General features: G+C 68.6%; 17 protein-coding genes and 1 riboswitch. Of the genes, 12 read left to right on the top strand and 5 right to left on the bottom strand.

Annotated features, from left to right (window positions below):
• Positions 1–11: 11 nt before the first annotated feature.
• The 4 genes from BO226_RS15795 (at position 12) to BO226_RS15780 (ending at position 3,371) form a co-directional block, all read left to right on the top strand.
• Positions 12–794, top strand: a complete 783-nt coding sequence (locus BO226_RS15795) for an SDR family oxidoreductase (RefSeq protein ID WP_024101893.1) — start codon at positions 12–14, stop codon at positions 792–794.
• Between the two features lie 59 nt (positions 795–853).
• Positions 854–1,462 (top strand): hypothetical protein, encoded by a 609-nt coding sequence (locus BO226_RS15790; protein WP_071935623.1) that lies wholly within the window; start codon positions 854–856, stop codon positions 1,460–1,462.
• Between the two features lie 2 nt (positions 1,463–1,464).
• Entirely contained in the window at positions 1,465–2,151 is a 687-nt protein-coding gene (locus BO226_RS15785) for a TrmH family RNA methyltransferase (protein WP_019291047.1), read from the top strand.
• Positions 2,152–2,228: 77 nt separating this feature from the next.
• A complete protein-coding gene (locus BO226_RS15780; RefSeq protein ID WP_071936473.1) occupies positions 2,229–3,371 on the top strand; it encodes a glycoside hydrolase family 76 protein in 1,143 nt (380 codons plus the stop codon).
• Positions 3,372–3,443: 72 nt separating this feature from the next.
• On the opposite strand, the gene BO226_RS15775 is transcribed toward BO226_RS15780, so the two are convergent.
• Complete coding sequence (locus BO226_RS15775; RefSeq protein ID WP_232237966.1) at positions 3,444–4,181, bottom strand: VTT domain-containing protein; 738 nt, start codon at positions 4,179–4,181, stop codon at positions 3,444–3,446.
• A 165-nt stretch (positions 4,182–4,346) separates the two neighbouring features.
• On the opposite strand from BO226_RS15775, the gene fbaA reads away from it, so the two are divergent.
• On the top strand, positions 4,347–5,381 hold the full coding sequence (fbaA, locus tag BO226_RS15770) for a class II fructose-bisphosphate aldolase (protein WP_071935622.1): 1,035 nt from the start codon (positions 4,347–4,349) through the stop codon (positions 5,379–5,381).
• Between the two features lie 134 nt (positions 5,382–5,515).
• Here fbaA and BO226_RS15765 read toward each other — a convergent pair whose 3' ends face one another.
• On the bottom strand, positions 5,516–6,355 hold the full coding sequence (locus tag BO226_RS15765) for an Rv0361 family membrane protein (RefSeq protein WP_232237965.1): 840 nt from the start codon (positions 6,353–6,355) through the stop codon (positions 5,516–5,518).
• A gap of 274 nt (positions 6,356–6,629) precedes the next feature.
• On the opposite strand from BO226_RS15765, the gene BO226_RS15760 reads away from it, so the two are divergent.
• The 3 genes from BO226_RS15760 (at position 6,630) to BO226_RS15750 (ending at position 9,235) form a co-directional block, all read left to right on the top strand.
• The gene (locus tag BO226_RS15760) at positions 6,630–7,046 is read left to right on the top strand and encodes a DUF3151 domain-containing protein (RefSeq protein ID WP_006552986.1); all 417 of its coding nucleotides are present in this window, start codon (positions 6,630–6,632) and stop codon (positions 7,044–7,046) included.
• Positions 7,047–7,056: 10 nt separating this feature from the next.
• The gene (locus BO226_RS15755) at positions 7,057–8,220 is read left to right on the top strand and encodes an FUSC family protein (RefSeq protein WP_198040561.1); all 1,164 of its coding nucleotides are present in this window, start codon (positions 7,057–7,059) and stop codon (positions 8,218–8,220) included.
• 85 nt (positions 8,221–8,305) lie between these two features.
• Positions 8,306–9,235 (top strand): cation diffusion facilitator family transporter, encoded by a 930-nt coding sequence (locus BO226_RS15750; protein WP_006552984.1) that lies wholly within the window; start codon positions 8,306–8,308, stop codon positions 9,233–9,235.
• A 1-nt stretch (position 9,236) separates the two neighbouring features.
• On the opposite strand, the gene BO226_RS15745 is transcribed toward BO226_RS15750, so the two are convergent.
• Positions 9,237–9,785 carry a histidine phosphatase family protein gene (locus tag BO226_RS15745; RefSeq protein ID WP_083543652.1) on the bottom strand — a complete coding sequence of 183 codons (549 nt, stop codon included), beginning with the start codon at positions 9,783–9,785 and terminating at the stop codon, positions 9,237–9,239.
• 53 nt (positions 9,786–9,838) lie between these two features.
• A riboswitch (cobalamin riboswitch) is annotated at positions 9,839–9,957 on the top strand.
• A gap of 32 nt (positions 9,958–9,989) precedes the next feature.
• Here BO226_RS15745 and BO226_RS15740 point away from each other — a divergent pair.
• From BO226_RS15740 to BO226_RS15725, 4 genes are read left to right on the top strand one after another with little or no spacing between them, the layout of a single operon-like run.
• The gene (locus BO226_RS15740; RefSeq protein ID WP_006552982.1) at positions 9,990–10,184 is read left to right on the top strand and encodes a CbtB domain-containing protein; all 195 of its coding nucleotides are present in this window, start codon (positions 9,990–9,992) and stop codon (positions 10,182–10,184) included.
• Positions 10,185–10,198: 14 nt separating this feature from the next.
• The gene (locus BO226_RS15735) at positions 10,199–10,969 is read left to right on the top strand and encodes a CbtA family protein (protein WP_019291054.1); all 771 of its coding nucleotides are present in this window, start codon (positions 10,199–10,201) and stop codon (positions 10,967–10,969) included.
• 4 nt (positions 10,970–10,973) lie between these two features.
• Positions 10,974–12,452 (top strand): cobyric acid synthase, encoded by a 1,479-nt coding sequence (locus BO226_RS15730; protein ID WP_071935619.1) that lies wholly within the window; start codon positions 10,974–10,976, stop codon positions 12,450–12,452.
• Positions 12,449–13,279 (top strand): cobalt-precorrin-6A reductase, encoded by an 831-nt coding sequence (locus BO226_RS15725; protein ID WP_071935618.1) that lies wholly within the window; start codon positions 12,449–12,451, stop codon positions 13,277–13,279. The genes BO226_RS15730 and BO226_RS15725 overlap by 4 nt, the downstream gene beginning before the upstream one ends.
• Here the strand turns inward: BO226_RS15725 and BO226_RS15720 are convergent.
• Both BO226_RS15720 and BO226_RS15715 read right to left on the bottom strand, forming a co-directional pair.
• Positions 13,182–13,730, bottom strand: coding sequence for a hypothetical protein (locus tag BO226_RS15720; protein ID WP_024101881.1), 549 nt, complete (start codon positions 13,728–13,730; stop codon positions 13,182–13,184). The genes BO226_RS15725 and BO226_RS15720 overlap by 98 nt on opposite strands.
• 121 nt (positions 13,731–13,851) lie before the next feature.
• A complete protein-coding gene (locus BO226_RS15715; protein WP_071935617.1) occupies positions 13,852–14,373 on the bottom strand; it encodes an Rv2732c family membrane protein in 522 nt (173 codons plus the stop codon).
• Between the last annotated feature and the right edge of the window lie 36 nt (positions 14,374–14,409).

The following is a 14,409-nucleotide window of genomic DNA, read 5'->3' as shown; positions in this document are numbered from 1 at the left end:
AGGGTGATGCCATGTCTGCTCCCAGCGTGGTGATCACCGGAGCCGCCGCCGGTATCGGCCGCTCCACAGCCCTGCTCTTCGCCCGTCACGGTTACCGCGTCGGCGCCTTCGACATCGACACCGCGGGGCTCGCGAGCCTCGCCGAGGAAGGCGCCTCGGTCACCGCGGGGCAGATCGCCACCGGTGCCCTCGACGTCACCGACACCTCCGCGTGGACCCGCGTACTCGAGGAGTTCTGCACCGACGGCCGGCTCGACGTCCTCGTCAACAACGCCGGGCTGCTGTCGTCCGGGCCGTTCGAGGACACCCCGGCGAGCCGGCACCGGCAGCTCGTCGACGTCAACGTCACCGGTGTCGTCCTCGGCTGCCACGCGGCCTTCCCGTATCTCCGCGACACCCCCGGCGCGCACATCGTGAACATGTGCTCGGCGTCGGCGCTCTACGGACAGCCCGAGCTCGCCACCTACAGCGCCACCAAGTTCGCGGTGCGCGGCCTGACCGAAGCACTCGAACTCGAGTGGGCCCGCCATGACATCAAGGTGCAGGCGTTGTGGCCGCTGTTCGTCGACACGAACATGGTCGACGGGATGGACATCGGCTCGCGACGCTCCCTGGGCGTGAACCTCGGCGCCGACGACGTCGCCCGCGCGGTGTTCGACGCGACTCGTCCCACGCGGCGCTCGGGACGGGTGCATCGGCCCGTGGGCCGGCAGGCGACCGTGCTCGCCACGCTCGCCCAGGTGTCGCCCGGATGGATGAATCGCCTGGTGAACCGGCGCCTGACCGGCCACTGACGCCACTCGATAGAGTGACACCCGCACGTCGTCGGGAAGGGTGTTGCGTGAGAATTCGGATGTGGCCGGTCGCAGTCGTCGCGGGTGCGGCACTGTTCGTCGCAGGATGCGGAGGCTCCGCGGACGGGCCGGAGGCCGACTCCGGAGCGACGTCGACGACGACCTCCGCGGCTGCCTCGACGACCCCCTCCACGACGGTCGCTGCGAGCACCACCGAGGAGGCGACCCCGTCGACGACCGAACCAGCTCCCGAGCCGGAGACCTCCCCGGAGGAACCGGCTCCGCTCGCGCAGGTCGAGTACCAGCGCAACGAGTCGTACTACTTCAGCAGCGCCGACGGCACCTTCGAATGCGGCATCGTCCGGCTGCCCACCCGCACCGAGGCGGGCTGCGAAGGACCGACCGATCCGATCCCGCCGCGCCCCGAGGACTGCATGGTCAACTGGGGACTCGGCATCCGCGTACAGGACTCCGGAGAAGGCGAGTTCGTGTGCTCGGGCGGACCGGTCTACCTCTCGCCCGACGGGGCGAGCCCCGTCCTGCCGCCGGGATCGTCGTTGTCGCAGCTCGGCTACACGTGCGCCACCACCGCAGCCGAGGTGACCTGCACCAACGACGCCACCGGCCACGGTTTCCGCGTCGCAGCAGGTTCGAACGAGACGTTCTGACGGTGACCGACACGCATTCCGAACCGGCCGTCGAGGACGTGGCGGGCCCCACCGAATGGGGTGAGCACCCGCACGGCGTCGGACCGTGGATCGAGGAGTTCGGCACCGAGCCGCCCACCGACCCGCGCTACGACCCCGAGCTGCTCGCCCACGGCGACCGGCGCAACGTCGTCGACGCCTACCGCTACTGGACCCGCGAGGCGATCGTCGCGGACATCGACCGTCGCCGGCACCCGCTGCACGTCGCCATCGAGAACTTCGCCCACGACGCGAACATCGGGACGGTCGTTCGCACCGCCAACGCGTTCGCCGTGGGCACCGTGCACATCGTCGGGCGACGCCGATGGAATCGGCGCGGAGCGATGGTCACCGACCGCTACCAGCACCTGCTCCACCACTCGGATGTCGACGCGCTCGTCGCGTGGGCGGCCGAACAGGACCTCGAGATCGTCGCGGTGGACAACACCCCCGGCTCGGTCCGGTTGGAGACGGCGACCCTGCCGCGCCGCTGCTTGCTGCTGTTCGGGCAGGAGGGTCCCGGCGTCACCGAAGCGGCCCGCAACGTCGCCTCGATGACGGTCTCCATCGCCCAGTTCGGCTCCACGCGGTCCATCAACGCGGGTGTCGCCGCGGGGATCGCAATGCACGCGTGGATCCGGCAGCACGCCGATTTCTCGGACGCCTGGTAACACCTGCCCCGCAATCCGGGATGAAAGTCGCGCGGACCGTCGTCGGGGCGGCCGCCGGTCGGGCAGTGTGGAGGGTGATGAACACCGCAGCAGGACAGCGTTCGGACGGAGTCGAGGCCGCCCGGTGGTCGGAGCGGGCCGACGCCGCGGAGGGTGCGATCGTGTCGCGGCACATCCGTCGTCTCTGGGCACTGCCCGGCACCGCGCTCGGGGTGGTCGGATGGCCCGCCGTCCGACGTGAGCGACTGTTCCTCTCCTGGCACTACTGGTGGCAGGCGCACCTGATCGACGCCGCCGTCGACGCCGCCGAGCGCGACGCCACCCCGCGCCGCCGGCGCCGTGTCGTGCGGCTCGCACGCACCCACCGCATCCGCAACCTCACCGGCTGGACCAACAACTACTACGACGACATGGCGTGGCTCGGCCTGTCGCTCGAACGGGCCGAACGGCATCTCTACGTCGACCACCGCGGCGCGATCGCGACCCTCGTCGACGAGCTCGTCGACGCCTGGCAACCCGAGAGCGGCGGCGGCATCCCGTGGCGCCGGCGGGACACCTTCTTCAACGCCCCCGCGAACGGTCCGGCGGCGCTGCTGCTCGCCCGCACCGGCAAGGTCTACCGCGCCGAGGAGATGGCCGACTGGATCCACGACGTGCTGCTCGACCCCGAGACGGGCCTCGTCCTGGACGGCATCCGTGATGGCGTGCACGAACGCGCGATCTACAGCTACTGCCAGGGGGTGACGCTCGGCCTCGAGACCGAGCTCGCCCTGCAACTCGACGACTCCAGGCATCGCCGCAGGGTCCACGCGCTCGTCGCCGCGGTCGACGATCAACTCACCGAGCGCAGCGTCGTCACCGGCGGGGGAGGCGGCGACGGGGGACTGTTCAACGGGATCCTGGCCCGCTACCTCGCGATGGTCGCCACGACACTGCCCGTCGTCGACCGCGACGACATCCGCGCCCGCAACGTCGCGGCACGGATCGTGCTGGCGTCGGCGGAGGCCGCCTGGGAGAACCGGCTGCAGGTCGAGGAGCTGCCGGTCTTCGGCCGCGACTGGTCGCGGCAGGCGCGGCTGCCCGGCCTGGGCACCTCGGTCGCGCGGTTCGCGGGCGGCACCGTCCGAGAGTCGGCCGTCGCCGAACGTGACATGTCGGTGCAGCTCGGCGGGTGGATGCTCATGGAAGCGGCCTACGCTGTCGCGGCCTCGCGGTCCTGAAACGGAAGAAGGTGGATTCCGACCCGTTCGTGCGACGGGCGGAATCCACCTTCTGTGGTGCCAGGTTCGTTCCTACGTGCTCTCGATGCGGTTGATCGGCATCGTCGCGGCCTCGGCGGCCGGCGCCTCACCGCTCTTGGCCGCACGACGCGAGTTGAGCACGCGCTTGCCGACCTCCGTGATGATCGGGATCACCGAGACGAACACGATGCCCAGGAAGATGATGTCGATGTTGTCGGCGATGAAGCTGATCTGTCCCAGCAGGTAGCCGAGCAGCGTCACGCCGGCGCCCCACACGATGCCGCCGATGATGTTGTAGGTGATGAACACGCGGTAGGGCATCTTCGCGGCGCCCGCGACGAGCGGGGCGTAGGTGCGCACGATCGGCACGAAACGTGCCAGGAAGATCATCGCGGGTCCGTGGCGCAGGAAGAAGCGGTGCGCTTCGTCGATGTAGGCCTGCTTGAAGAGCTTCGAGTCCGGCTTGAACAGCCTGGTTCCGCCCTTCGCGCCGATGAGATAGCCGACCTGGTCGCCGAGGACCGCCGCGATGGGGATCGTCACCATCAGCACCCACAACGGGGCGAACGGTTCGACCTCCGCCGACTTGGCCGCCGCGATCAGGCCCGCGGTGAACAGCAGCGAGTCGCCGGGCAGCAGCGGGAACAGCAGACCGGATTCGATGAACACCACGAGCAGCAACCCGATGAGCATCCAGGTACCGAACGAATTGAGTAGATTGACAGGATCCAGAAACCCCGGTAGCAGGGCCAGATTGGTCACGGACTCCGAGGCTTCGAACACAGTCACGCGATCCAGGGTACCGGCGGCGTCCACCTCCCCCCGAATCCCGACACCCACCCCGGACGGCCCGAGTATCGAACGGACGTGTCACTTGACATACTGCAAGGACAACCGGGCACCCACCACATCCCGGTGGGGTGCCGATCGACTCTCATCTGGAGGACAGCCGCTGTGCCTATCGCGACTCCCGAGGTCTACGCCGAGATGATCGCCCGCGCGAAGGAGCACTCCTTCGCGTTCCCGGCGATCAACTGCACGTCGTCCGAAACGATCAACGCCGCCATCAAGGGCTTTGCGGACGCCGGCAGCGACGGCATCATCCAGTTCTCGACCGGTGGCGCCGAGTTCGGCTCGGGCCTGGGTGTGAAGGACATGGTCACCGGCGCCGTGGCACTCGCCGAGTTCGCCCACGTCGTCGCCGAGAAGTACGACGTGACGATCGCTCTGCACACCGACCACTGCCCGAAGGACAAGCTCGACGACTTCGTCCGCCCGCTCATCGCGATCTCGCAGGAGCGCGTGAACAACGGACAGAACCCGCTGTTCCAGTCGCACATGTGGGACGGCTCGGCCATCCCGATCGACGAGAACCTCGAGATCGCGCAGGAACTCCTCGCTGCCGCCAAGGCCGCGAAGATCATCCTCGAGATCGAGATCGGCGTCGTCGGCGGTGAAGAGGACGGCGTCGAGAACGCCATCAACGACAAGCTCTACACCACGGTCGAGGACTTCGAGAAGACCGTCGACGCGCTCGGCGCCGACAAGGGCCAGTACCTGCTCGCCGCTACCTTCGGCAACGTCCACGGCGTCTACAAGCCGGGCAACGTCAAGCTCAAGCCGTCCGTCCTCGCCGAGGGCCAGGCCGCCGCGTCGAAGAAGCTGGGTCTGCCCGAGGGGTCGAAGCCGTTCGACCTCGTCTTCCACGGCGGTTCGGGCTCGCTGAAGTCGGAGATCGACGAGGCGCTGAGCTACGGCGTCGTGAAGATGAACGTCGACACCGACACGCAGTACGCGTTCACCCGCCCGATCGCGGGACACATGTTCACCAACTACGACGGTGTGCTCAAGATCGACGGCGAGGTCGGCAACAAGAAGGCCTACGACCCGCGCAGCTACCTCAAGAAGGCCGAGGCGTCCATGACGCAGCGTGTCATCGAGGCCTGCAACGACCTCAAGTCGGCGGGACGCTCGGTCTCGGCCAAGTAAGGCCCCACCGCGATACCAGAAGGGCGCCGACGTTCTCGTCGGCGCCCTTCGTCGTCCCTACGGTGTGCAGAAATCCTCGCGACACGCCGAGGGCGAACGACGACTTCTGCACACTCGTGGTCGCTGTCGTCCCGTTATTCGCTGCAGACCTTCCACTGCTCACCGTCGAGCGTGAGGTCGAAGGTGCGATCGGTGACATCGTCGGGATCGTTCACCGTGTGCGCGGTGACCTGCGCGATGGCGGTGCCCTCGGTGATCTGGATGCGATCGACGCTCGTCACCACCGGGATCTCGCCCTGTTCGACGGCGAGCCGGTGGATGTCGCGGAAGTTCTCCGGATCGACCGTCTCGTAGAAGTCGGAGAGCGCTCCGCAGGTCGACTCCCGCAGAGTCCCCAGGTCGCCCGATTCGAGTGCTCCGACGAAGGTGTCGATGCTCGCGCGGATCCGGCTCTCGGGGGAGTTGTCGGCGCGGTCCTTCAGGAACACGATCACCCCGGCCGCGACGATCGCCACGACCACCAGCACGGCCGCTGCTCCGGCAGCGATCAGCCGACGACCGCGGCTCTTGTCGCGGGCCGGCGGGATGCGCGTGGGCGTGGGCTGGACGGCGACGCGGACGGGCTCGGGCTGAACCGTCGGTTCCTCACGGCGCGGAGCGATGCGCTGCGGCGGCGCCTTCGGCACGTGGCTGCGGACCGGGATCTGCACCGTGGGCGCATCGGCGGAGGTGACATCGGGCGCGGGCTCGGATTCGGGGGTCGGGCGGGACTCGACGGTCTCGGGTTCGACGACGGGAAGCGCCACGGTCTCGTCCGTGGTGACGCTCTCGTCTGCAGCCTGTTCCGGCTCATCGCTGCTCGCGTCCTCACCCGAGGACGCCGCATCGGTGGTCGGCTCCTCAGGTTTCTCGGAGACCTGCTCCGCCGGCTCGTCGGCCTTCTCGGTTCCCGCGCCCACTGCATCCTCGGGCACTGCATCCTCGGGCACTGCATCCTGGGACGCTGCATCCTGGGGCACTGCCTCCTCGGATACTGCTTCTTCTGCGGCTGCTTCGTCGGTCGCCGCCGGCTCGACAGGGGGTTCGTTTTCCGCACTCTCGTCCGGTGTCTCGACAGAAGGGGTCGTCGAAGTCTGCTCGGGTGACTCTTCGTTCTTCGGGTCCGACAACGTGCTGCACCTCGCTCGACGGCCTGCGGTTACCCGGGGACTCTATCGAGCCTTCGCCACGGAAGGGCACAATGACCCCATGACGTCTTTCGGTGATCTTCTCGGACCGCAGCCCACCCTTCTCCCCGGCGACGACGACGCGGAGTCGGCCCTGCTGAACAACGAGGACCCGGCGAAGGTCGCAGCCGACCATCCCACCGCCTCGATCGCATGGGCGTACCTCGCCGAGGCCGCACTCGACAGTGGCGAGACGATCCAGGCATACGCCTACGCACGTACCGGATATCACCGCGGTCTCGACCAGCTGCGCCGCAACGGCTGGAAGGGTTTCGGTCCCGTGCCCTACAGCCACGAACCCAACCGCGGTTTCCTGCGTTGCGTCGCCGTCCTGGCCCGGGCAGCCCGAACCATCGGTGAGTCGGACGAGCACGCCCGCTGCCTGGACCTGCTCGAGGACTGCGACCCGCGGGCAGCGGAAGAACTCGGCGTCGAATAGACGCCCGTACATGTCTGTGTTGAACAGACTGTCCGCGGCGACCCGGCGTCGACCCACCCGTCAGGGAGCTCGTAAACGCCTGACCGACTCGTTCGAACGGCTGCGCACATCGGCGCTGCCGATCGTGCAGTGCGCGCTGGCGGCGGGCCTGGCGTGGTGGGTCGCGAAGGATCTGGTCGGGCACCAACAGCCCTTCTTCGCCCCCATCGCGGCAGTCGTCTCCCTCGGGCTCGGTCTCGGCGCCCGGTTGCGGCGTTCCGTCGAACTCGTCTGCGGTGTGACCGTCGGGATCGGCGTGGGCGACCTGATCGTCTCTCTCATCGGTAGTGGACCGTGGCAGATCGCACTGGTCGTGATGATGGCGATGGGTACCGCTGTGGCGCTCGACAGCGGCCCGATCTTCTCGATGCAGGCGGGTAATTCCGCGGTGCTTGTCGCCACCCTTCTGCCGCCCGGTGGCACCGGGGGTGTCGACCGTATGGTCGACGCTCTCATCGGGGGGCTCACGGGGATTGCAGTGGTCGCGCTCATTCCCACGCATCCGGTGCGGCGGGCGCGCCGCAATGCGGCCGAGATCCTCGCCACCGCGAGCGAGGTACTGCGCAAGGTGGAGTCCGGCCTCGTCGAGAACAATCCGAAGCCGATCGAGGAAGCGCTGCGGCAGGCCCGCGCCACTCAGCCCGCGATCGACGCGATGCGATCCAACCTCAAGGGCGGCAAGGAGATCAGCCGGATCTCGCCGCTGTACTGGAACAGCCGTAAGCGTCTCGCGGTCCTGACGGCTGCCGCCGACCCGATCGATCACGCGATGCGCAACATTCGCGTGCTCGCGCGCCGGTCGTTGACCCTCGTCCGCGACGACGAGATCCTCGATCCGCGGCTCGTGCAGCGGTTCGCCGAGGTGGCCGATGCGGTGGACGTGCTCCGCGAGATGGTTCTGGCGGAGCCGGGGGAGCAGCCCGACCAGGCCGAGGCTGCACGTGTGCTGCGCAGCATCGCCAAGAAGATGGATCCCGAACTCATCGCCGGGGCAGGAGTGTCGGCGACGGTGGTGTTCGCGCAGATGAGGTCGCTGATCGTCGACCTGCTGCAGACCGCCGGACTCAAGCGGATCACCGCGATCGCGACCCTTCCTCCCACCGTCGAACATCCGGCCTACGACCCGGACGAGTAAGCCCTCCGAGCCCGCCGGGCACGTAGCCGTTGAAACATATGCGCATTCGTGCATACGATGGCCCGAGTTTCGGAGAGGGAGTTCGATGGGTTCGGGTCACGGACACTCACACGGCGTCGGCCACGGTCACGGTCAGGGCGCCGGTCCCACGCGCGCCGTCATCCGGCGCATGGCCTTCGCGCTGGGCATCCTCGGAGCGTTCTTCGTACTGGAGGCGTTCGTCGGTCTCCTGATCGGTTCTCTCGCCCTGCTCGCCGACGCGGGCCACATGCTCACCGACGTCGTCGGGGTGTCCATGGGCATGGTCGCCCTCATCCTCGCCCGACGCGGGAGCAGCGCGGCCTCGCGCACCTTCGGCTGGCATCGCGCCGAAGTCCTCACCGCGATGGTCAACGCGGTGCTGCTGCTCGGCGTCGCCGGCTGGGTGTTCTACGAGGCGATCGACCGCATCGGCGACGCCCCCGAACTTCCCGGCCTGCCCATGATCGTCACCGCCCTCGCGGGACTGGCCGCCAACATCGTCGTGATGCTCATGCTGCGGGCCGACGCGAAGGACAGCATCGCGGTGCGCGGCGCCTACATGGAGGTGCTCGCCGACGCCGTCGGATCCGTCGGCGTCCTCATCGCGGGCGCACTCGTCATGATCTTCGGCTGGAGCCTGGCCGACGTCGTCGTCGGTGTGCTCATCTCCCTGTGGGTCGTGCCGCGCGCCCTGAGACTGGCCGCCGAGTCGCTGCGCATCCTCACCCAGACCTCGCCGGCGCATCTCGACGTCGACCTGCTGCGCACCGACCTGCTCGCGCTGCCCGGCGTGTGCGGCGTGCACGACCTGCACGTGTGGACGCTGACCACCGGCATGGACGTCGCGACCGTGCATCTCGTCAGCGACCACGACCCGCAGTGGATCCTCGACTCGGCGCGCACCGCGCTGTCGTCGCACGGGCTCGAGCACGCCACCGTCCAGGTGGAGTCGACAGTCGACGGCAAGCAGTGCGAGAAGGACGTCACCTGGTAGCTCACCGCGCGAATCGGTTCGGCCGCAAAGTCCACCTACCCGGCCCGCCGTAGAGCCGGACGACGTCCAGCGGTCCCACGTCGACCCTCCGGAACGACGCCGCCGGAGCGTCGAGAGCGCACACCGTCGCCGCTCGCACGACCGCCGGGTGTGTCACCACCCCGACCCGTTCGTAGCCGTCATCCTGTGCCGCCAGCCAGGTGCCGACCCGGCGGATGAGGTCCTCGACGGACTCGCCGCCGTGCGGTGCGGCCGCCGGCTCGGTCAGCCACATCGCCAGCTCGCCCTCGGGCACATCGCCCATCGCCGCCCCGCACCACCTGCCGTAGTCGAGCTCGCGCAGCGCGGAGTCGATCTCGGCGGGGGCACCGAAGGCGTGGACCGTGTCGACCGCGCGTCGCTCGGGTGCACATACCCACCGGTCGACGACCGGCACCGCGAAGCGTCCGAGTTCGCGGCGGCCCCGATCGGAGATCGGTTCGTCGCACGGAAATCGGGCCTGTTCCGTCGCATGCGTGGAAGCGTGTGCGACGACGAACAATCGGGTCACGGCAGGTACGTCCTCTCCGCTTGACATCGCACAACGCGCGGTGCGAAGGTGCGTCGGTAAAGATGTGCCGAGGTGTAGGCAATCCGGTGGAAAGCCGGAGCGGTCGCGCCACTGTAACCGGAGATGTCGACATCTCCGGAAGCCAGAAAACTCCCGCGGCACATGACGGAATCGAATGGGGCGCGAAATCCCAGGAGGATTGTCATGGCTGTTGTCCATACCCCCGACGAGTCGCTCGGCTCCGCCGCACTCGCAGTCGCTCTCGCCGCAGTGATCGTCGCGGCATTTCTCGTTCTCTACCTGGTCGGATTCGATCAGGGCGCGATCTCGCGCACCGGCATGTTCATGCACGAACTGATGCACGACGGCCGGCATCTCCTCGGTCTTCCGTGCCATTGAGAACGGGGACCACGATGCCCGGAACCTACCTCCACCTGCTGCTGCGGGGTCTGCTCGCCGGACTCGTCGCGGGTCTGCTCGCCGGCGGTGTCGCCTTCGTCGTCGGCGAACCCCACATCGAATCCGCGATCGCGCTCGAAGAAGCTGCCGGCGAAGCGCATTCGCATGACCACGACCACGCTGCGACCACCGGGGAATCCCACGGTCACAGTCACGGCGAGGATGCGCTCGTCGACCGTACCGGGCAGAAGGCCGGACTGTTCCTCGCGACGACTCTCGCCGGTCTCGCGTTCGGCGCCCTCTACGCGTCGGTGCTGCACTTCGCGCGTCGCCTCACCGACATGCCGGGCTGGAAGCTCGGATTGTTCGGGGCGGCCGGAGCGTGGCTCGCCGTCGAGGCCGTCCCGTTCGTGAAGTATCCGGCGAATCCGCCGGCCGTCGGTGATCCCGACACGATCGATCAACGCACCCTGCTGTGGCTCGCCTCGGTCGTTCTCGGACTCGTCGCGATCGCCGTGGCCGTCGCGGTGGCGAAGGCGCTAGCCGCCCAGGATCTGCACACCGTCCGCATCGCAGGCCCGGCGGTCGCCTTCCTCGTCGTGGTGGGTCTCGGATATCTCGCCTTGCCGAAAATCGACGAGGTGGGGGAGGGCTTCCCCGCGACGCTGCTGTGGGAGTTCCGGGTCGCGTCGTTCACCGTGCAGCTCACCCTGTGGGCGGTGCTCGGTGTGGTCTTCGCGTACCTCACCGAACGCGCGTCCCGTCGCGTGACGATCCCGGCCTGACGGCATGGGTTCGGGTCTGCTCGTCGCCGGAACGACCTCGGATGCAGGAAAATCCGTGGTCGTCACCGGGATCTGCCGATCCTTGGCGCGGCGCGGCCTGAAGGTCGCGCCGTTCAAGGCGCAGAACATGTCGAACAACTCGATGGTGACGAGCGAGGGCGCGGAGATCGGGCGCGCCCAGTGGATCCAGGCAGTGGCTGCCCGTGCGATCCCCGAGGCCGCGATGAACCCGGTGCTGCTCAAGCCCGGCGACGACCGGCGCAGCCACGTCGTGGTTCTCGGGCGACCGGCCGGAGCGCTGGAGGCGGGTGAGTTCGCCGGTGGACGAAAGCATCTCGCCGACGCGGCATTCGGTGCCTTCGACGACCTCCGGCGTAGATTCGACGTGGTGGTGTGCGAAGGTGCCGGGAGCGCGGCCGAGATCAATCTGCGCGACCACGACTATGTGAACATGGGTCTGGCGCAACATGGTTCGATGCCGACCGTCGTGGTCGGCGACATCGACCGCGGTGGTGTGTTCGCCTCGATGTACGGGACGCTGGCCCTGCTCGACGCCGCGGATCAGCAGTTGATCCGCGGCTTCGTGATCAACAAGTTCCGCGGCGACGTCTCGCTCCTGAAGCCCGGACTCGACTCGCTCGAACGGCTCACCGGCCGCCCGGTGCTCGGCGTGCTGCCATGGCAACGCGACCTGTGGCTCGACTCGGAGGATTCACTCGCCCTCACCTCCCGTCCCGCACACGATGGTGACGGCGCACTGAGCATTGCCGTCGTGATGCTGCCGCGGGTCAGCAACTTCACCGATGTCGACGCGTTGTGCCTCGAACCGGACGTGCGGGTCCGCTTCGTCGACGACCCGCGAGCGCTCGCCGGCGCCGACGTCGTGATCGTGCCCGGAACACGCGCGACCCTCGCGGATCTCGCGTGGCTGCGCTCGCGAGGACTCGACACCGCGATCGTCGACCACGCCCGACGAGGTGGACCGGTCCTCGGTATCTGCGGCGGCTTCCAGATGCTCGGCACGCGCATCGACGACCCGCACGGCGTCGAGGGTGTTCCCGGCGCAAGCGCGGCGGGTCTCGGGTTGCTCCCGGCCCGAACCGAGTTCGGACACGAGAAGGCCCTCCGATTGCCGAGGGGGTCAGCGTTGGATGCGGCTGCCTCCGGATACGAGATCCATCACGGACGCGTCACCGTCGACGGTGGCACCGAATTCCTCGGTGGCACCCGAGAGGGTTCGGTGTTCGGCACCATGTGGCACGGCGCCCTCGAAGGGGACGCGTTGCGCTGGGCGTGGTTACGCGAGGTCGCTGCGGTGGTGGGCCGCGAGATCCGCACCGGGGAAGTGAGTTTCCCGGCCGCACGCGAGGTCCGCATCGAGGCGCTCGCGGACCTCGTCGACGAACATCTCGACATGGACGCTCTGCTCGCCATGCTCTCCGACGAGCGAACCCTGCCCGTGCTGAGGGGAACCCTGCGGTGACGGTCCTCATCCTCGGTGGGACGGGGGAAGCCCGTTCCCTCGCCGCGGCATTGGACGACGCGGACATCGCGTTCGAATCCTCCCTGGCAGGCCGGGTCCGCAATCCACGCCTGCCCGTCGGTCCGGTGCGCATCGGAGGGTTCGGCGGAGCGGACGGTCTCGTCCGGTACCTGACCGAGCGCGGTATCCGAGCCGTCGTCGACGCCACCCATCCGTTCGCCGCGGGCATCAGCGCGAACGCCGCCGCGGCATGCGCCGCCGCGAACGTGCCACTGGTGCGCCTGCAACGACCGGGCTGGCACGACGCGCACGGCCGGTGGACGTGGGTCGACGACCACGACGGCGCCGCGCACGTCGCCGCGACCGGCCGGAGGATCTTCCTCAGCACCGGACGGCAGACACTCGACCGCTTCGTCGGACCGCTCGCCGCGCACGACGTGCTCGTCCGCGTCGTCGATCCACTGACGACCGAACTGCCACCGAGCTGGTCGGTGCTGCTCGGACGCGGCCCCTACACGGCGAGTGACGAACGGAAGCTGCTGCTCGACAACGGGATCGATACCCTCGTCACGAAGGATTCGGGTGGTTCGCTCACCCGCGGCAAACTCGACGCCGCCGATGAACTGGGCGTGCGCGTGATCGTCATACGCCGCCCGCCCACACCCCGCGGTGTCGCCACGGTGGAGACCGTGACGGTAGCGCGGGAATGGGTCCTCCGGGTGGCGGAGGTCAGACCTGCGGACCTTCGGAACGCAGATCGTCGACCTTCTTCATCGCTTCGCGCAGTTCCCGGAGCCACTGCTCCGAGTGCTGCCCCACGAGCCTGACGGTCCACTTCAGTGCGTCCGAACGGGACCGCGCGACACCGGCGTCGACGAGGGTGTCGAGCACCTTCCGTTCGGGTTGGCGCAGTCGCGTCATGACCGGGACGGCGAGGTGGGTGAACAGGTCGGTCCGGTCGCCGACCGTCACGCCCCAGGCCACCTTGCGGCCGTAGCGGGCCTCGGCCTCGTCGGCGATGCGCATCCGGTCGGCGCGCGTGGTCTCGCGGAATCGAGCGATGCGTCCGTCGATCTCGGTGTCGCTCGTGCCGTCGGGTACCCCGAGGGGGCCGACGACGAAGATCTCTTCTCTGTCGATCTCGATGTCGGGCGGTCCGGTGAACCAGTCGTCGGGGAGCCTGCCGGCGAACCACTCGGCGGCATCGCTCGCGTCGGGGACGTCTGCCTGTTGCCAGCCGCCCGGTCGTCCGAATCCATGGATGTGTGAATGTCGCATGATGTCCTCCTCGGGACGCGACCCGGTGCGTGTCGCACCGATCAACCTGTGCGCGTTGCACTGATTACAGTGTTGCACCGCAAGCGTGTCGTGCGCCACTGTCGAGCGGCGAACGGTGCGGTCAGCGACCGGGCCGGGGAGTCAGAACTCCGGAGGTGACCGGAGGGGCGCTGCGCAGGGGAGCGGTGGAGAGCACGACGGGTAACCACACCGCGGTGGATGCCATCACCGCGCCCCAGCACAGATACAGGCCGACGTGCGGTGCGTGAGAGGTGTGGGCGACCATCCCGGCCTGTGACCAGACGGCGAACAGTCCCACCATCGACGCCGCCCCCGAACCGAGCATCGCGAGCGTTGCGGCACCCCACCGGCGGCGGAGCAATGCGACGAGCGGTACGAGGATGCCGAACACCACCACGAAGACGTCGAAGACACGGAGGGGAAGGGTTGCGGCCTCGGAGTCCCAGCGCAGAAGGGTCGTCAGGGACGTCACCGAAGTGGCCTGGGGAAGCAGCAGACCCATGACCAGCAGCGCGACGCACCCGGCCAGGATCCGGACCCGCGAGCGGCCGACGACCACCTCACCGGCGACGCGGTGTTCGATGCGATCGAGATCGTGACGGAATTCCGCCAGGTCGTCCATGGTGCACCCCCGGAGCGTGGCGACGCTTCGGTCCCA

This window comes from Rhodococcus sp. 2G, assembly GCF_001886355.1.
GTDB lineage: Bacteria > Actinomycetota > Actinomycetes > Mycobacteriales > Mycobacteriaceae > Rhodococcus > Rhodococcus pyridinivorans.
This window is presented reverse-complemented; position numbering and strand designations above follow the sequence as displayed.